The organism is Micromonospora citrea (assembly GCF_900090315.1).
GTDB classification, from domain to species: Bacteria; Actinomycetota; Actinomycetes; order Mycobacteriales; family Micromonosporaceae; genus Micromonospora; species Micromonospora citrea.
In genome coordinates this window covers 5,929,022-5,946,078 of the sequence record NZ_FMHZ01000002.1, presented here as the reverse complement: position 1 = coordinate 5,946,078, position 17,057 = coordinate 5,929,022, and the positions used below count along the sequence as shown (strand labels likewise).

At 72.8% G+C, this 17,057-nt stretch carries 14 protein-coding genes and 1 pseudogene; 8 read left to right on the top strand and 7 right to left on the bottom strand.

The annotated features are described in order from the left end of the window. Position 1 precedes the first annotated feature (1 nt). Positions 2–970: a TauD/TfdA family dioxygenase gene (locus tag GA0070606_RS27225; protein ID WP_218106064.1), complete on the top strand. Its 969-nt coding sequence runs from the start codon at positions 2–4 to the stop codon at positions 968–970. 6 nt (positions 971–976) lie between these two features. Here GA0070606_RS27225 and GA0070606_RS27220 read toward each other — a convergent pair whose 3' ends face one another. The 7 genes and pseudogenes from GA0070606_RS27220 to GA0070606_RS27190 all read right to left on the bottom strand — a co-directional run bounded on the left by GA0070606_RS27220 (position 977) and on the right by GA0070606_RS27190 (position 8,246). Further along, positions 977–3,286 carry an ATP-binding protein gene (locus GA0070606_RS27220; RefSeq protein ID WP_176737436.1) on the bottom strand — a complete coding sequence of 770 codons (2,310 nt, stop codon included), beginning with the start codon at positions 3,284–3,286 and terminating at the stop codon, positions 977–979. Positions 3,287–3,439: 153 nt separating this feature from the next. After that, positions 3,440–3,730: pseudogene (locus GA0070606_RS27215) on the bottom strand (transposase); the annotation flags it as partial. A 34-nt stretch (positions 3,731–3,764) separates the two neighbouring features. Next, on the bottom strand, positions 3,765–5,231 hold the full coding sequence (locus GA0070606_RS27210; protein WP_091105899.1) for an FAD/NAD(P)-dependent oxidoreductase: 1,467 nt from the start codon (positions 5,229–5,231) through the stop codon (positions 3,765–3,767). Next, positions 5,228–5,488 (bottom strand): (2Fe-2S)-binding protein, encoded by a 261-nt coding sequence (locus GA0070606_RS27205; protein ID WP_091105895.1) that lies wholly within the window; start codon positions 5,486–5,488, stop codon positions 5,228–5,230. The genes GA0070606_RS27210 and GA0070606_RS27205 overlap by 4 nt, the downstream gene beginning before the upstream one ends. Positions 5,489–5,531: 43 nt before the next feature. Beyond that, complete coding sequence (locus tag GA0070606_RS27200; RefSeq protein ID WP_091105891.1) at positions 5,532–6,719, bottom strand: NAD(P)/FAD-dependent oxidoreductase; 1,188 nt, start codon at positions 6,717–6,719, stop codon at positions 5,532–5,534. Next, positions 6,716–7,636 carry a dihydrodipicolinate synthase family protein gene (locus tag GA0070606_RS27195; protein WP_091105888.1) on the bottom strand — a complete coding sequence of 307 codons (921 nt, stop codon included), beginning with the start codon at positions 7,634–7,636 and terminating at the stop codon, positions 6,716–6,718. The genes GA0070606_RS27200 and GA0070606_RS27195 overlap by 4 nt, the downstream gene beginning before the upstream one ends. Before the next feature lie 73 nt (positions 7,637–7,709). Then, positions 7,710–8,246 carry a helix-turn-helix domain-containing protein gene (locus GA0070606_RS27190; protein WP_089000224.1) on the bottom strand — a complete coding sequence of 179 codons (537 nt, stop codon included), beginning with the start codon at positions 8,244–8,246 and terminating at the stop codon, positions 7,710–7,712. A gap of 300 nt (positions 8,247–8,546) precedes the next feature. Between GA0070606_RS27190 and GA0070606_RS27185 the strand changes: the two genes are divergently transcribed. From GA0070606_RS27185 to GA0070606_RS27155, 7 genes are read left to right on the top strand one after another with little or no spacing between them, the layout of a single operon-like run. Then, positions 8,547–10,154 carry an ABC transporter substrate-binding protein gene (locus GA0070606_RS27185; protein ID WP_091105886.1) on the top strand — a complete coding sequence of 536 codons (1,608 nt, stop codon included), beginning with the start codon at positions 8,547–8,549 and terminating at the stop codon, positions 10,152–10,154. Positions 10,155–10,161: 7 nt separating this feature from the next. Beyond that, entirely contained in the window at positions 10,162–11,250 is a 1,089-nt protein-coding gene (locus GA0070606_RS27180) for an ABC transporter permease (protein WP_218106063.1), read from the top strand. Continuing rightward, positions 11,247–12,164 carry an ABC transporter permease gene (locus tag GA0070606_RS27175; protein ID WP_091105884.1) on the top strand — a complete coding sequence of 306 codons (918 nt, stop codon included), beginning with the start codon at positions 11,247–11,249 and terminating at the stop codon, positions 12,162–12,164. Before GA0070606_RS27180 ends, GA0070606_RS27175 begins: the two co-directional genes overlap by 4 nt. Before the next feature lie 3 nt (positions 12,165–12,167). Continuing rightward, on the top strand, positions 12,168–13,145 hold the full coding sequence (locus GA0070606_RS27170) for an ABC transporter ATP-binding protein (protein ID WP_091105881.1): 978 nt from the start codon (positions 12,168–12,170) through the stop codon (positions 13,143–13,145). Then, on the top strand, positions 13,142–14,125 hold the full coding sequence (locus GA0070606_RS27165) for an ABC transporter ATP-binding protein (protein ID WP_091105878.1): 984 nt from the start codon (positions 13,142–13,144) through the stop codon (positions 14,123–14,125). The genes GA0070606_RS27170 and GA0070606_RS27165 overlap by 4 nt, the downstream gene beginning before the upstream one ends. A 10-nt stretch (positions 14,126–14,135) precedes the next feature. After that, positions 14,136–15,374: an amidohydrolase family protein gene (locus GA0070606_RS27160; RefSeq protein WP_091105874.1), complete on the top strand. Its 1,239-nt coding sequence runs from the start codon at positions 14,136–14,138 to the stop codon at positions 15,372–15,374. Beyond that, complete coding sequence (locus tag GA0070606_RS27155) at positions 15,371–17,017, top strand: DUF885 domain-containing protein (RefSeq protein ID WP_091105872.1); 1,647 nt, start codon at positions 15,371–15,373, stop codon at positions 17,015–17,017. The genes GA0070606_RS27160 and GA0070606_RS27155 overlap by 4 nt, the downstream gene beginning before the upstream one ends. Positions 17,018–17,057: the final 40 nt, after the last annotated feature.

Here is a 17,057-nt window from a genome sequence, read left to right as displayed (position 1 = left end):
GGTGGTAGCCGAGTACACGCTGTCGTCGACCGAGGCCGAGCACATTCAGAGCCTGGCCGAATCGCTCGACGTGGGAAGCGTGGACGATGAACGGTTCCTGACCCGGGCGGCGGTTTGGGCCGGCGAGCTGCCACGTAACCTCCGTGCGTTCCTCGAGGACTTCCGGGCCACCGAGGGTTCCCCAGCTTGCCGCGTCGCAGGCTTGCCGGTCGACAGCGAACGCATGGGACCCACGCCCGTGGTCGCCGGCCGTCGGCGGTCGAAGGCAGCCAGCGAGATCCGCGCAGAGCTTGTCGCCGTTCTGTTGAGCTCATGCCTCGGCGATGTCTTCGGCTGGCGCTTGCAGCACGACGGTCTCCTGATACACGACCTGGCGCCGCGACCTGAGCACGAGGACACGGGTCTTGGCACGGGCAGCCGACAGCACATCAACTGGCACACCGAGGACTCGTTCCACCCGTGCCGGGCCGACTATGTCGGCCTTCTGTGCGTCCGCAATCCCGCGCAGGTGCCGACGACGATCGGGTTCCTCGACATCAGCCTGCTGAGCGACGCCGACCGGCGGATGCTCGCTGAGCCGGTGTTCACATTCAAGCCCGACCCTTCCTACTTCGTCTCCGACGCCGAGCCCTTCCCCGGGCCCGACAGGGGAAGCATCCTGTACGGCGACTCCGCTGACCCGTACCTGCGGTTCGACCAGGACTACATCGACCTGCCGGCCGACGTGGCGGGAGTCGAAGACGCGGTTGCCTGCCTGCGCCGCGCGATCGAGGTCAACCTGATCCATCTCTCCCTACGCTCGGGAGACTTCCTGTTCCTCGACAACAGGCGGGCCGTCCACGGGCGGGCCTCGTTCCAGGCCACCTATGTCGGGACCGAGAGATGGGTGAAGCGTGTCAACATCACCTCGGACCTCAAGCGGTCACGGCATCTCCGTGGCTCGGCCAGCGACCGGGTGATCCGCGTCTGACCCCGCTCAGCCCAGGGCGTCCAGTTCCTGCTGGACCCGGTCCGCGTCGACCGGGCGCCCTTTCCCGCGGTACAACTGGATCGCCTGAGACCAGACCTCTCGGGCCTGCCCGGCCCGGCCGGCCGCGACATGGACCTGACCGAGCCGGTCGAGGGTGTTCGCCTGGTAGTAGACGCTGTTCAACCCTCGGAAGAGGGCGAGGGCGCGGTGATAGTGGGTCAGCGCGTCATCCAGCCGCCCGGTGTGCTGAGCGATGTATCCCAAGCTGGCCAACGTGTTCGCCTCACCCACGCGATAGTCGTGCTGTCGACACAACGCCAGCGCCGCCTCACAGCGGGCCCGGGCCTGGTCGTAGTCGCCGGCCCGCGCCTCGAACCAGCCGACGGCGTTGAGCATCGCCGCCTCCCGCACCCGCAGGCCCAGCTCCTTGTAGAGCCGGAGTGCCTCGGTGGCGTGCCCGTGCGCGGCCCGGTCCCTGCCGGCCCGCCCGTTAGCCCACGTGAGGATCCGGTGCGCATGCGCTTGAGCGGACAGGTCGCCGGCTTTCTCCGCCACCTGCAAGGAGCGCGTGAGCTGTGCCAGTGCCTCCTCGTGGTCGTCGAGGTTGAGGTTGGCGTCGCCAAGCAGCCGGTGCGCCAGGGAGATGACGGCGGGGTCTCCGACCCGCAGGGCCGACTCCAGGCCGGTCCGCCAGACCGTACGCCACTCGCGCAGGTGGCCGCGCCGGTAGTGGAAGGTATCCAGACACCACGCCAACTGCCACACGTGGTCATGCATGCCGAGCTCGGCCGCGAGCTGCTGCGCGGCCATCAGGTTCGCGTGCTCAGCCTCGAGCCACGCCACCGCTTCAGCCGGGTCGGCCAGAGGCAGCGGGTGGCAGCCGGATGCAGGCGCGTCGATCTCGACCGGGTGCCGGTGCGGGTCGAGCAGACGCTCGGCGCGGTGAGCCGTGTGCCGGTAGAAGTCGATGACCCGGCGGGCTGCCTCCTCGCGGTCGCTGTCGGAGAGGTGTTCGTGAGCCTGCTTGGTCGCATAGAGCCGGAGCAGGTCGTGCATGCGATGGCGACCGGCGACCTGCTGCACGACGAGATGGGCGGTTTCCAGCTCGTGCAGCAGGAGCCTCGCCTGCGTCGTCGGCAACCCGGCCAACTCGGCCGCGGCCGGCAGACTGATGTCTGGCCCGGGAGACAGCCCGAGCAACCCGAACATCCGGGCGGCGGATCCCGTCAATGCCTGATGCGACCAGGAGAAGACGCACTCGAGGTTCAGCGGGATCTCGCCGGCGTCGAACCCCCCGAGCCGGGTCCTCTGATCGGCCAGTTCGTCGGCCAATCCAGACAGTGGGAGGGCCGGTTGGGCGATCACCCGGGCGGCGACGATGCTCAGCGCGAGGGGCAACCCTCCGCACATGGCGAGCAACGCCGCGGTGGCTTCCGGCTCAGCCGTGAGCCTCCTGTCTCCGAGGTGGCCGGCGAGCAACTGGCGTGCCTCCGGCTCGGAGAGGGGTGCAAGGTTTACAAGCTGGGCGCCATGCTGGGTCACCAGGCCTGCCAGCCGGCGTCGGCTCGTGATCAGTACGGTGCAACCGGGCCCGCCGGGCAGCAACGGTGCGACCTGCGCGGTGTCGCGGGCGTTGTCGAGCACGATCAGGATGCGTCGGTCCTCCACCAGGCTCCGGTACAGACCGATCTGGGTGTCGAGGTCAGCGGGAAGTTTGGTCGGATCCTCGCCGAGCGCGTACAGGAAGCCGCGGACGGCTTCGGCGACAGACATCGGCTCGCCGGTCGGTGCGAATCCCCGCAGGTCGACCATGAGCTGGCCGTCCGGAAAACGATCGAGGTGCTGTCTGGCCCAGCTCACCGACAGCGAGGTCTTGCCTATTCCGCCTGCTCCGCCGATCGCCGAGATCACCACGGTCGTGCCAGCTCGCGTCGCATGGTCCAGGGCATCGGTCAGCATCGCCAGTTCGGCCGACCGCCCGGCGAACTGCCGCGGTGCGGGTGGTAGCTGCCTGGGGATGGTCCGCCTCTGCACGCTGTTCACGCCGGAGGACGTGTTGCCGGTGCGCGCCGACGCATATCGTGCCTCCGCGGCCTTGATCTGCCGCAAGCCCTGAAGGAGTAGCCATCCGCCGATACTTGCTGCGACGCTGACCGCGCCCGCCTGCCGGATCGCCTCTGTGACGTCACGGCCCATCGCGAACTGAAGGTGACCGTCTATCCATGTCAGGGCATCATCAAGCCATGCCTTCGCCAGGACGTACGCCAGCCAGAAGGCACCGGCGGCAACGGTGAGCACCGCCAGCCGTGACCACATCCACCACACGGCTCTGGACCGCCACATCTCCTGCCCCCTCGGCTCGGCCGCCCGACACGACATCGCAAAGGAACACTGGCCAAACTAGACGATGCCGTCGAGGCGGGGAGTGTGTCGATTTCCGCATTCGGGCCTGCGGTGTGATCGATGTCGTCAGATGGTGATCCGGTAGCCGTAGGCGAGGATCAGGGCGTTGCGGGCCTTGACCCAACCGTAGACCCGGCCGGTGATGCTCCCGCCGTCCTTACGTCTTGGCTGGACGACGAGGTAGAGGACCTTCATCGCGGCCTGCTCGGTCGGGAAGTGCCCGCGTCGGCGGGCGGCTTGGCGGAACCGGGCGTCGAGGGACTCGATGATGTTGGTGGTGTGGAGGACCGTGCGGACCTCGTGGTCGTGGTCGATGAACGGCACGAACTGCGGCCAGGAGGTTCGCCAGAGCCGGATTTCCGTCCCTTCTTCGACTTGGGTTGATCCTCGGTCAGTCCGCGGCGGGCGGTCTGTCGCCGACCGCGAGGGCGCGCAGGGGGACGGGCTTGACCGGCGCCTGAGCGGTGAACGCGCCGACCTGTTCCGGCCCTCGGCCGGTCAGCGTGGAGATGAGCTGGCAGAGGCCCGGCTGGCAGGACCGCCCCTGGCACAGGCCCATCCCGGCGCGGGTCACCAGCTTCACGGCGTTCGCGGTGCCGAGGTGCGGATTGACCCGCAGCGCGCGGCGCACGTCGCCGGCCCGCACCTCCTCGCACCGGCAGATCACGGTGTCGTCGGTGACCAGGCTGCCCAGGGCCGCCCGGTCCGGCGCGAACCGGTCGAGCACCTGTGTGACGAAGCGTCGCCGGCGGCGCAGTTCCCGGCGGACCGGGCGGGCCAGCGTGACGGCTCGGTGCTCGTCGAGCAGCCCCAGGTCGCGCAGCACGCCGAGGGCGGCCAGCCGGCCCTCGACCGCCGCCTGCTCGGCGCCCGCGACGCCGGTCAACTCGCCGGCCACCGCGATCCGCGGCACCGAGGTACGCAGCCACTCGTCGTGCCGGACCACCCAGCCGCCTGCGGGGGAATCCCAGGTCACCGCGCACCCGGCCTGCCGGGCCAGCTCGACGGAGGGGACGAAGCCGTACCCCAACGCCAGCACGTCGCAGGGAACGTCCCGGTCGGTCCCGGGCACCGGCAGCCCGGTGGGGCCGACCTCGGCGAGGGTCACCGTGGTCAGGTCCGGGTCGCCGGCGGCGCGGCGGACCACCGTGCCGAACCGGACGGGCACGCCCGCCCGGTGTAGGACGCGCAGCGCGTCGACGCCCTCGGCGATCTTGCCTCCCGCGCCCGCCACGGCGGCCAGCCCGGCCGGTCCGGGCAGGAGGTCGCGGCGGCGCTGGACCAGCGCGACCTCGGCCACCCGGGCGCCGGCCCGCACCAGTTGGGCGGCCACGACCAGCAGCAGCGGGTGGCCCCCGGCCAGCACGAACCGGCCGCCCGGCAGCAGGCCCTGTGCCTTGACGAACGTCTGCACACCGCCCGCCGTGAGCACTCCCGGCAGGGTCCAGCCCGGAAACGGCACCGGCAGGTCGTACGCGCCGGCCGTGAGCAGCACCGCCCGGGGTTCGAGCAGGCGCACCCCGGTCGGGCCGTGCGTGGCGACCCGGTAGCGGCCCGGCGGGGGCTGGTCGCCGGCGTACCCGTCGAGGCCGGCCCGGGTGCCGAGGACGCCCCACACCGTGGTGTCGGCGAGCCACCGGACCCCGGGAGCGGCGGTGGCCTCGGCCAGGAGCGCCCGACCGGCGGAGGACGATCCGGCCGGCGGGGTGAACCCGGCCGGCGGTTGGCGGTAGATCTGCCCGCCCGGCTGCTCCTGCTCGTCGACGACGGTGACGGCGGCGCCGTGCCGGCCGAGGGTGGCGGCGGCGGCCAGCCCGGCCGGGCCGGCGCCGACCACCACCACGTCGGGCGCGCTCACCGGGGCACCGCCGTGCGGACCCGCATGCCGGCCCGCACCCGGATCAGGCAGGAACGCTGGCAGGGCACGCCGTCCACCGTCACGACGCACTCGAAGCAGATCCCCATGTTGCAGTAGGGCGCCCGGCGGGCACCGCCGCGCGTGGTGCCGACGGACCGCTCACCGGCGGCGAGCAACGCGGTGGCCAGCGACTCGCCCGGGTGGGCGGGAACGGTCCGGCCGTCCACCTCGATGGTGACCGGCTCGGGTCGGCCCATCGGGGTGCGCCTCGGCGTGTCCGGAGGGCTCGACGGGCGGTGTTCAGACAAAGTTCAGCGCTCCGAAGCGGAAGGGTGAGTAGTCCTCGATCGACCGGTCGGTCTCGCCGGTCACGACCATGCCGGCGAGGAGCCGGGCGTAGGTGAGGCCGAGGGTGAAGGCCGAGCCGCCGGTGGCGACGAACAGTCCGGGCCGGCGCGGGATCGCGCCGAGCAACGGCAGGTGGTCCGGGGTGAGCGTGGTCATGCCCGTCCACGTCCGGATCACCGGCAGGTCGAACACCGCCGGAACCACCCGGGCGGCGTCGGCGTTGCCGACCAGCGACTCGTACCGCAACTCCGGGTTGGTCTCCAGGTCGACCTGTCCAGCCCGGCTGACCAGCTTGGCCGGCCAGCCGCCACCGATCAGCACGTTGCCGTCCTCGGTCTGCTTCATCGACAGCCGCCGGCCGACGTGCTGGATCAGGTGCGGCAGGAACGGCCGGCTGCGGGCGGTGGCGCTCATCGTCAGCCCGACCGGGAAGACCGGCAGCCGCACGTCGGCCATCGCGGCCAGCTCCGCGGTCCACACCCCGCCCGCGAGCACCACCGTGTCGGCGAGGTGGGTCTCCCCGGCGGTGTCCCCCGGGCCGGTCCCGGTGCGCAGCTCCCAGTGCCGGCCGCGCCGGTGCAGCCCGGTGACCCGGCAGCCGGTGCGCAGCACGGCGCCGTGCCGTCCGGCGGCCCGGGCCAGCGCCGGGGTGACCAGCCGGGGGTTGGCCTTGCCCTCGCCGGGCACGTGGCCGGCGGCGAGCACGGTGTCCGCCAGGTACGGCGCGAACCGGCGCAGCTCCGGGCCGGAGAGCACGGCGACGTCGAGGCCGTACTCGCGTTCCAGGGCGGCCTTCCGGTCGAGCACGGCGATCTCCGCCGGGGTCTCGGCGAGCATCAGTCCGCCGGTGCGGGAGACCCCGCACCGCTCGCCGAGCTCGTCCTCGATGCCGGCCCAGGCCCGCATGGCGTCGAGGTGCAGCGGGAGCGCGCGGGCCGCCGCGCGGGCCGCGTCGTCGCCGTGCTCGACCATCCGGAACTCCAGCTGGAAGTGCAGGCTGCCCGCGTTCTGCCCGGAGGCGTGCCGGTTGACCTGGTCCTTCTCGACGAGCAGGACCCGGCTGCCGGCGCGGGCCAGGTGCCAGGCGGTCGCGCAGCCGAGCAGGCCGCCGCCGATGACGGCGGTGTCGTACGCGGTCACGGGAGCAGGTCGAGCTGGGTCATGGTGGCCCGGACACGGTCCTGTTCGGCGGGGGTCAGCGGGAGCAGCGGCGCGCGGACGTGCCCGGCCGGCACGCCGCGCAGGGTGAGCGCGTACTTCATGATCGCCTGCGCGTTGCCGAACCTGGCGCCGTAGTCCGGCCCGAACCAGTCCTCCATGATCACCCGGTCGCGCGCGCCGAGGACCCGGGCCCGGTCGAGGTCGCCGGCGCGCAGGGCGCGGAAGAAGTCGGGGTGGTCGGCGCCGAGCACGGCGCCTGCGCCCATCAGCCCGTCGCCGCCGATGGTGGTCATCAGCTCGATGCCCACCTCGTTGGTGGGGATGCCGAAGTAGCGCACGCGGTGGCGCAGGGCGACGAGGCCACGGACGAATCCGCCGAAGTCCGGGGTGGAGTTCTTCACCGCCACCACGGTGTCCAGCGCGCTCAGCTCCAGCAGCAGGTCGGCGTCCAGGTCGACGCCGGTGCCGCGGGGCCAGTTGTAGACGCAGAGCGGGATGTCGACCGCCTCGGAGACGGTCCGGTAGAAGGCCACGATCTCCGACCGGGTGGGCACCACGTACGGCGGCGGGGTGAGCAGGATGCCGTGCAGGCCGGCGTCGCGAGCGGCCTCGGCGTGCCGGATGGCCTCCGCCGGGGTGTACGCGTTGCAGCCGCCGAGCACCGTGAGCCGGTCGCCGACCCGGTCGGCGGCCGCCCGGAACAGCGCGGCCCGCTCCTGTTCGCTGAGACTGAACCACTCGCCCGTGGTGCCCCCGACGATGATCCCGTGCAGCCGCTCGGCGGCGAGCCAGTCCAGTTGGACGGGCCAGGCGACGAGGTCCAGCTCGCCGGTGGCGGTGAACGGGGTGGTGACGGCCGGCAGGTAGCCGAACCAGTCGACGCTGTCGCGGTCCACTGCGGGGTCCTTTCGACGGGCGGCGTCGTACCGCCCACGTGCGCGACGCGGGCCGGGTGACGTGCCGGGTGGGTCAGGGGGTCGGCGGGGTGACCGCGATGATGAGCCGGGCCCGCTGGTCGCTGGCGTTGCGGTAGAGGTGGGGCAGCCGGGAGTCGAAGGTGATCGCCTCGCCGGTCTTCAGCACGTACTTCTCGCCGCCGATCTCGGCCACCACCTCGCCGGTGACGGCGATGGCGCACTCGGTCGAGGGGTGTGCCCACGGCTCGGTGGAGCTGGCGTCGCCCGGCGCCAGCTCGGCTTCGAGCACCTCCAGGTCGCCCCGCCCCGGGGTGAGCCGGTCATAGGCGATCTGCCCGGGGGGCGCGGCGAGCCGGGACCGCGAGCCGGGCCGGCTGATGTGTACCAGCGGGGCGTCCGGCTCGGAGAACAGCGCCGCGATGGAGGTGTCGAAGACCTTGGCGAGCTTACGCAGGGTGGCCAGGCTGGGGTCTGTGGCGCCGTTCTCGATCTGGCTGAGCAGGGCGGGCGAGACGTCGGCCGCGGCCGCGAGCTGGCGCAGCGTGAGGGAGTGCTGCTGGCGCAGGTCGCGGAGCTGGTCACCGAGCATGCGTCTTTCCTCGTTCCAAAACAGTGTGGCTAGAAATGTTTGACGCAACTATACGCCCCTGTCTAGCATGGTCAAACACAAGGCGAACGTGTTTGGCGTAACTAGACAAGCGACGTCGGGGCACGAACCGGACAGGAGTCCCGTCCGGATACATCCAACCTCATGACGGTCTACGGGCGAAGCCCCGCGAGCCGCCATCGGTTGGCACCGGCCCCCGGCCTCGGCGTCACCGGCGACGTCGGCGCGACAACCCCCAGAGCCCGTCCCGTGCGGGCCGGCCCACACGAAGGTAGGAACAGCATGTCGGTGTCCCCTCGCCGGCTCCGCGTCGGAGCAATCGCTCTGGCGGCGCTGGTCACAGCCTCCAGCACCGCGTGCAGCGCGGGCGGCAGCGGAGGAAACGGTAACGGTGGTACGGCCAAGACCCTCACCATCAACACCTCGTTCGTCCTCAAGACGCTCGACCCCGGCCGGATCTACGAGGCGACCGGCCTCACCGCCGTGCACTCCCTCTACGACACCCTGCTGACCTTCAAGGGCTCGGACGTCAGCAAGCCCGTCCCGGCGCTGGCCGAGTCGTACGAGGCCTCCGCCGACGCGAAGACCTTCACCTTCAAGCTCCGCGAGGGGGTGAAGTTCTCCGACGGCAGCCCGCTGACCGCCGACGACGTGGTCTTCTCCCTCAACCGGCTGAAGAACGTCAAGGCCAGCCCGGCGGTCATGGTCAGCGGCCTCACGGTCGCCAAGACCGACGAGCGGACCGTGGTGGTCACCTCGGCGACCGCCGACCCGAACATCCCCGTGGTCCTCGCGATGCCCTCGACCGGCGTGGTCAACTCCAAGGTCGCCAAGGAGAACGGCGCGACGGACGCCGCCGACGCCGCGAAGAGCGACACCGCGCAGCAGTACCTCGACAAGAACTCCATCGGCAGCGGCCCGTACGTGCTCAAGTCGTACGACCCGTCGGCGCAGGTGGTGCTGGAGGCCAACCCCAACTACTGGGGCACCAAGCCAGAGTTCGGCCGGGTCGTGCTGCGCAACATGGACGTGCAGACCCAGAAGCTGACCATGCAGCGGGCCGGCGGCTCCGAGATCGCGCTGGACATCTCCGGCAAGTTGCTGGAAGGGCTGCCGGGCAGCCTGAAGACCTCCGCCATGCAGGACACCGTCTACTTCCTCTTCCTCAACGCCGACCCGGCCGTCTCTCCGGTGACCTCGAACGCGAAGTTCAACCAGGCGCTGCGCGCCGCCATCGACTACGAGGGCATCGCCGGGCTGTACGGCAAGGGCGCCGCCCCCGGCGCCGGGCTGGTGGCCCCCGCCTACCCGGGCGCGCTGCCGGCCTCCGAGCAGTCCAAGCGTGACGTGGCGAAGGCCAAGGCGTTGCTCGCGGAGGCGGGGCTGACCAACCCCACCGTCAAGTTCAACTACCCGGCCATCACCTACAAGGGGGTCGACCTGGGCACGGTGGCGACGAAGGTGCAGGGCGACGCCGCCGAGGCCGGCATCAAGCTGGAGCTGACCCCGCAGCCGCTGACCACGTTCCTCGACGAGATGCGTACGGGCAAGATGGCGCTCGGGTTCACCCCGCAGAGCCTGAACTACCCGGTCGCCGACTCGCTGATCAACAACATGTCCCCCGGCCAGGCCACCGCGCTGCGCTCGGGCTGGACGGTGGAGCGGGCCGACCCGGCCGTCGTGGCCGCCGGCAAGAAGGTCACCGAGACCCTCGACCTGGCCGCCCGGGCCACCGCCATGCAGGAGTGGCAGCGGGCGATGAACGCCGCCTCGCCGTACATCGTCCTGGCCAGCAACTCCTCCACCGTGGTGGCGAGCGGCGACCTGACCGGCACCGACTACACCGCCGCGGGCTGGCAGGTCGACCTGGCCGCCGTCGGCCGGGAGTAACCATCTCATGACGACGACAGTCGACGACGCCGAGCCGGGCGGGGTCACCACGACCGCGTCCCGGCCTCGGCCGCACCGGTCGCTGCTGGTGTTCCTGGCCAAGCGGGTGGCGATCACGGCAGGCCTGCTGCTGGGCGTCACGATCGTGACGTTCGGCCTGGTCACCGTGGTGCCCGGCGACCCGGTCACGGCCAACCTCTCCGACCAGGCGCTCAACGACCCCGCGACGGTGGCCGCGTTCCGCGAGAAGTGGGGCCTGGACCAGCCGCTGTACGTGCAGTACCTCCAGTACCTGGGCAACCTGCTGACGGGCGACCTCGGCATCTCCCAGCAGACCGGCCGCACCGTGACCGACGACCTGTTGCAGTACGTGCCGGCCACCATGGAACTGGCCATCCCCACCATGGTGCTGGCGCTGCTGATCGGCACCGGGATCGGCATGCTCGCCGCCGTCCGCAACGGCCGGATCACCGACCAGCTGATCCGCGTCGGCGCGCTGCTCGGCCTGTCCACCCCGCCGTTCTGGCTGTCGCTCGTCGTGCTCTACGTGTTCTTCTACCAGCTCGGCCTGGCGCCCAGCGGCGGACGGCTGTCGACCGACTTCAGCCCGCCGCCGACGGTGACCGGGATGTACACCGTCGACGCCGCCCTCGCCGGCCAGTGGGACGTCGCCTGGGACGCCGCCCAGCACCTGGTCCTGCCGGTGCTCGTGCTGACCAGCCTGACCGTGGCGATGCTCGTCCGGTTCGTCCGCTCGTCGATGCTGGAGGTGCTCCAGCAGGACTACATCCGGGCCGCGTACGCCAAGGGCCTGCCCGCCCGGGTGGTGTTCCGCCGGCACCTGTTGAGGGCCGGGCTGGTCCCGGTGATCACCGTCTCCGGTCTGGCCTTCGCCTCGCTGCTCTCCGGCACGGTGCTGGTGGAGAACATCTTCGGCTGGCCGGGCCTCGGCCAGTACGCGTACCGCAGCGCGACGGCGCTGGACCTGCCCGCGATCCTCGGCGTCAGCCTGTTCGTGGCGCTGGTCTACACGCTGGTCAACCTCGCCGTCGACCTGCTGTACGGGCTCATCGACCCGAGGATCCGGCTGTCATGACCACACTCGCACCCGATCCCGTGGCGCCCGACCCGAAGGCGACCGACGCGCTGGCTCGACGCCGGTTCCTGGGCCGGCTGCGCGGTCGCTCCACGGGGCGGCCCATCTGGCGGCAGCCGATCGCCGTGGCGGCCCTGGTCATCCTCGGCGGGTGGCTGCTGGTGGCGCTGTTCGCCCCGGTCGTCGCGCCGTACGACCCGTTGGCACAGAGCCCGGACGCGTATGCCCCGCCGTCGGGCACGCACTGGTTCGGCACCGACTCCCTCGGCCGGGACGTGTTTAGCCGGGTGGTCCACGGCGCCCGCCTGTCGATCCCGCTCGCGCTCGCCATCGTCTCGCTCGCCCTGCTGATCGGCGGCCTGCTCGGCCTGGTCGCAGGCTACGTGGGCCGGTTCGTCGACGAGGCGCTGATGCGCCTGACGGACCTGGTCTTCGCGTTCCCGCAGATCATCCTGGCGATGGCGGTGACCGCCGCGTTCGGGCCCAGCACCCGCAACGCCGTCCTCGCGCTGGTCATCGTGTCCTGGCCGGTCTACGCCCGGGTCATCCGCAGCGCCGTGCTGACCATGCGCGGCGAGGACTACCTCAGCGCCGCCCGGCTGCTCGGCATCGGGCCGCTGCGCGCGCTGCGCCGCGACGTCCTGCCCAACAGCGTGGGCCCGGCCATCGTGCTGGCCACCCTGGAACTCGGCAACGCCGTGCTGCTGCTGTCGGCGCTGTCCTTCCTCGGCCTCGGCCCCCGCCCGCCGGCCGCCGAGTGGGGCTCGATGGTGGCGCTCGGCTCGCAGGACCTCTCCATGTGGTGGGTCAGCGTGTTCCCCGGTCTGGCCATCCTCACCGTGGTGATGGCCTTCAACGTGCTCGGCGACGCCCTGCGCGACCGGATCGACCCCCGCTACGCGAAGGGACGTTGAGAGATGGCACCCCTGCTCGAGGTCGACTCCCTGGCCGTCACCCTGCCCGGCCCCACGGGGCCGCTGCCGATCCTGCACGACGTGTCGTTCACCGTCGACGAGGGCGAGATGGTCGGCATCGCCGGGGAGAGCGGGTGCGGCAAGAGCCTCACCGCGCAGACCCTGCTCGGGCTGCTGCCCGCCGGCGCCAAGGTCACCGGGTCGGCCCGCTTCGCCGGCACCGAGCTGCTCGGCCTGGACACGAAGCGCTGGCAGAAGGTACGCGGCGCCGGCATCGCGATGGTCTTCCAGGACCCCACCGCCGCGCTGCACCCGATGCTCACGATCGGCCGGCAGCTCACCGAACACATGCAGGTCCACCTGGGCCTGGACCGGCGGGCGGCCGACCGGCGGGCGGTGGAGCTGCTCGAGCAGGTCCGCATCCCCGACCCGCAGCGGGCGGTACGGGCGTACCCGCACCAGTTCTCCGGCGGCATGCGGCAGCGGGCCGCCATCGCGATCGCCCTCGCCGCCCGCCCCCGGCTGCTGATCGCCGACGAGCCGACCACCGCGCTCGACGTGACGGTGCAGGCCGGCATCCTGGCGCTGCTGGAGCAGTTGCGCGCCGAGACCGGGCTGGCCGTCGCGTTCATCACCCACGACCTCGGGGTGCTCAGCGCACTCACCACCCGCGGCTACGTCTTCTACGCCGGGCGCGTGGTGGAGACCGGCCCCACCGGGGCGCTGCTCACCGCGCCGCGCCACCCGTACACGGCCGCGCTGCTCGGCGCCCGCCCGCACGGCACCCAGTCCGTCGGCACGCTGCGTCCCATCCCGGGCGGGCCGCCCGCGCCGGGGCAGGCCCCGCCCGGATGTCCGTTCCAACCCCGGTGCGGGTACGCCGAGCCGTCCTGCGGCACCGCGCCTCCCCCGCTGTCCCCCGCCGGCACCGACCGGTCGGTGGCCTGCGTGGTCCGTCCGCACCTGGAGGTGGCGGCATGAACGAGCCGGTCGGGTCGGGCAACCTGCTCGAGATCAGCGACGTCGAGGTCGAGTACAAGCCGCGCGGCCGGGGGCCGGTCCGGGCCGTGGCCGGGGTGAGCCTGGAGGTGGCGCCCGGCCAGATCGTCGGCCTGGTCGGCGAGTCCGGCTGCGGCAAGTCGTCGCTGGCCCGGGTGGCGGTCGGGCTGGCCGCGCCGAGCGCCGGGACGATCCGGTTCGCCGGCCGCCCGATCACCCCGCTCGGCTGGCGGCGCCGGCCGCTGCCGGAGGTCGGGCTCCAGATGGTCTTCCAGAATCCGTACGCGTCGCTGAACCCCCGGCGCACCATCGGCGCCCAGCTCCTCGACGGGGTGCCGGACACGGTGACCGGCGCCGCCCGCCGGGCGAGGGTCGCCGACCTGCTGGACCGGGTCGGCATGCCGGCCGGGGCCGCGGAGCGGTACCCGCACCAGTTCTCCGGCGGCCAGCGGCAGCGGCTCGCCATCGCCCGGGCGCTGGCGCCGGAACCCCGGATGATCATCGCGGACGAGCCGGTCACCGCGCTGGACGCCTCCTCCCAGGCGCAGGTGGTCAACCTGCTCGTCGGGCTGGTCCGGGACCTGGACATGGGCATGCTGTTCATCTCGCACGACCTCTCCCTGGTACACGAGATCGCCGACGTCACGGCCGTGATGTACCTGGGCCGCATCGTCGAGACCGCGCCCACCCGCGAGCTGTGGCGCGCACCCCGGCACCCGTACAGCCGGGCGCTGATCGACGCGGTGCCGCAGATCTCGGCGCAGCCGCAGCTGCCCAGGACGCTCGCCGGGGAGGTGCCCGACCCGGCGAGCGCGCCGGTCGGATGCCGCTTCCGGCCGCGCTGCCCGCACGCCTTCGCGCCGTGCGGCGAGCAGCCGCCCACGCTCGACCTCGGCGGCCGCACCGCCGCCTGCTGGCTCAACGACCCCACGGTGGCGCCGACCACCGTGCCCGCCGCGTAGAGGACTCCGCATGCACATCCCCACCGAACAGGTCCTGGTCAACCTCGCGCTCTACGACGGCGTCCGGGACGACCTCCAGCGCGACCAGGGCATCTGGGTCGGCGCCGACGGCACGATCCGCGCCGTCGGGCCGGTCGACGACGTCCTCACCGAGGCGGGCGACGCCCGGGTGGTCGACCTGCACGGCGACCACGTCATGCCCGGCCTGACCAACATGCACGTGCACCTCTCGCTCGGGCTGCCCGGCCACTTCGGCGACGAGGTGCACCGGTCGAACCTGGCCGAGCTGGTGCTGCTGATGGCCGACTCGGCGCGCCGGACCCTGCACTCCGGGGTCACCACCGCCCGGCTCGTCGGCGAGAGCCGCTACGCCGACTTCGCCCTGCGCAAGGGCATCGAGCGCGGCGCGGTGGACGGCCCACGGATCTTCACCGCCGGGCACGCCCTCTGCTGCACCGGCGGGCACGGCTGGGAGGCCGACGCCCTGGAGGCCGACGGGGCGGACGGGTTCCGCCGGCTCACCCGGCAGCAGATCCGCGCCGGCGCCGACCTGATCAAGGTGTGCATCTCCGGCGGCATCGCCGGCGAGTTCGAGTCGATCGACACCCCCCAACTGCTCGACGACGAGCTGGCGGCCGTCATCCGGGTGGCGCACGACTGGGGCCGCAAGGTCACCGCGCACGCCGGCCCGGCCGAGTCGGTGCGCCGTGCCGTGGAACTCGGCCTGGACTGCGTCGAGCACGGCTACGAGCTGACCGACGAGGTGACCCGGCTGATGGCCGAGCGCGGCGTCTGGTACGTGCCGACCATCGTGGTCAGCCGCTGCGAGCAGTTCTTCCGCGACGCCGGCGTGCCGGGCTGGCTGATGGACCGCGCCCTGTCGGCCGGGCCCCGGCACTGGGAGAGCCTCCAGCACGCCATCCGCAACGGCGTGCCGATCGCGCTGGGCAGCGACATGCCGCCGCACGCCGGCTACGACGAGACGACCGCCACCGTGCGGGAGCTGGAGTTCATGGTGGACGCCGGGATGCCCGTCGCCGACGCGCTGAAGTCCGCCACCATCCGCCCCGCACAGTGGCTGGGTCAGGCCGACACGCTCGGCAGCGTCGAGGTCGGCAAGCACGCCGACCTGCTGGTCCTGCGCGACGACCCCACCCGCTCGGTGTCCGCGCTGCGCACCCTGCACGCCGTACTCAAGGGCGGGGTGTCGTACCGCGACGACCACGGCCGCCTGCGGGACGCGCGATGACCACGATCGTCGAGGTCGCCGACAGGTACCTCGACGTGCTCGCCGGGCTGGATCCGGAGGCCGCCGAGGCGGCGGGGCGTACGCCCGAGTCGCACTTCGCGGACCTCTCCCCCGACGGCTTCGCCGCCCGCGCGGAGCTGGCCCGCCGCACCGCCGCGGCGGCGGCCGGCGCCGCTGTCGACGGCACGGCCCAGCGGGCCCTCGCCGGCGCGCTGACCGACCGGCTGGCCAGCGAGGTCGACCTCTACGACGCGGGCTTCACCACCCGGCTGCTCGCCCCGCTGGCGACGCCGGTGCACCTGGTCCGGCAGGTCTTCGACAACCTGCCACGCGACAGCGAGCGGGACTGGGCGGTCCTCGCCGCGCACCTGCGCCGGGTGCCCACGGCCCTCGGCCAGTACGCCGAGACGCTGCGCTGGTCGGCCCAGCGGGGGCAGCTCGTCGCCCGCCGGCAGGTGCTGGCGGTCGCCGACCAGTGCACCGCCTGGGTCACCTCCGACGACTTCTACGGCCGGCTGGTGGCCGGGTGTCCGGACGGGCCGCTGACCGGCGAGCTGGCCGCCGGGGCCCGCTCGGCCGCCGCCGCGACGGCGGACTTCGCCGCGTTCCTGCGTACCGAGCTGGCGCCCCGGGCGAGCGAGGTCGACGGCGTCGGCCGCGACCTGTACGCCGTCACCGCGCGCAGCTTCCTCGGCGCGACCGTCGACCTGGACGAGCTGTACGCGTACGGCTGGGAGGAGCTGGCCCGCACCGCCGCCGAGCAGCGGGCGGTCGCCGCCGAGCTGGGCCACCCGGACGTGGCGTCGGCGCGGACCGCGCTGGACGCCGACCCCGCCGGCCGGGTGCCGGTCGGGCCCGACCTGGAGCGGTGGCTGCGCGAGCGCACCGAGCGGCTCACCGACGCCCTGGACGGTGCGCACTTCGACATCCCGGCCGCCACCCGCCGCGTGGTGTGCCGGATCAGCCCCGCCGCCTCCGGCGTCATGTACTACACCCCGCCCGACGCCGGGTTGACCCGGCCGGGCGGGATCTGGTGGTCGACGCCCCCCGGCGAGTCGACGGTGCCGGTGTGGCGGCACGTCGGCACGCTCTGCCACGAGGGGCTGCCCGGGCACCACCTCCAGCACGCGATCACCCTCACCACCGCCGAGCTGCACCCGTGGCAGCGGTCGCTGTGCCAGGTGCACGGCTACGCCGAGGGCTGGGCGCACTACGCCGAACGCCTCGCCGACGAACTCGGCCTCTACGCCGGCCCCGCCGAGCGGCTCGGCATGCTCGACGGGCAGATGTGGCGCGCGGCCCGGGTGGTCATCGACCTCGGCCTGCACCTGGACGTGCCGATCCCGGCCGGGAACGGCGTCACCGACGCGCGCCGGTGGACCCCCGAGCTGGCCGTGGACTTCCTGGTCCGGGTTGCCGGACTGGACGCGGCGACGGCGCGGTTCGAGGTCGACCGCTACCTCGGCTGGCCGGCGCAGGCGTTGGCCTTCAAGGCCGGGGCGCGGCTGTGGCAGCAGGCCCGCCGGGAGGTCGAGCGCCGCGAGGGCGCCGGGTTCGACCGCAAGCGGTTCCACGAGCGGGCCCTGCGGCTCGGGCCGATGGGACTCGATCCGCTGCGCGCCCGCCTCGCCGAACTCTCCTGATCCACCCCGACACCCCTGTCCGCCCCGACCGGAAGCGAGC

Excerpts from the sequence above, each read along its gene's own strand:
- GA0070606_RS27220 (WP_176737436.1), bottom strand. The coding sequence starts at position 3,286 with ATGTGGTCACGGCTGGCGGTGCTCACCGTTGCCGCCGGTGCCTTCTGG.
- GA0070606_RS27205 (WP_091105895.1), bottom strand. The coding sequence starts at position 5,488 with ATGGGCCGACCCGAGCCGGTCACCATCGAGGTGGACGGCCGGACCGTT.
- GA0070606_RS27190 (WP_089000224.1), bottom strand. The coding sequence starts at position 8,246 with ATGCTCGGTGACCAGCTCCGCGACCTGCGCCAGCAGCACTCCCTCACG.
- GA0070606_RS27185 (WP_091105886.1), top strand. The coding sequence starts at position 8,547 with ATGTCGGTGTCCCCTCGCCGGCTCCGCGTCGGAGCAATCGCTCTGGCG.
- GA0070606_RS27180 (WP_218106063.1), top strand. The coding sequence starts at position 10,162 with ATGACGACGACAGTCGACGACGCCGAGCCGGGCGGGGTCACCACGACC.
- GA0070606_RS27175 (WP_091105884.1), top strand. The coding sequence starts at position 11,247 with ATGACCACACTCGCACCCGATCCCGTGGCGCCCGACCCGAAGGCGACC.
- GA0070606_RS27170 (WP_091105881.1), top strand. The coding sequence starts at position 12,168 with ATGGCACCCCTGCTCGAGGTCGACTCCCTGGCCGTCACCCTGCCCGGC.
- GA0070606_RS27165 (WP_091105878.1), top strand. The coding sequence starts at position 13,142 with ATGAACGAGCCGGTCGGGTCGGGCAACCTGCTCGAGATCAGCGACGTC.
- GA0070606_RS27160 (WP_091105874.1), top strand. The coding sequence starts at position 14,136 with ATGCACATCCCCACCGAACAGGTCCTGGTCAACCTCGCGCTCTACGAC.
- GA0070606_RS27155 (WP_091105872.1), top strand. The coding sequence starts at position 15,371 with ATGACCACGATCGTCGAGGTCGCCGACAGGTACCTCGACGTGCTCGCC.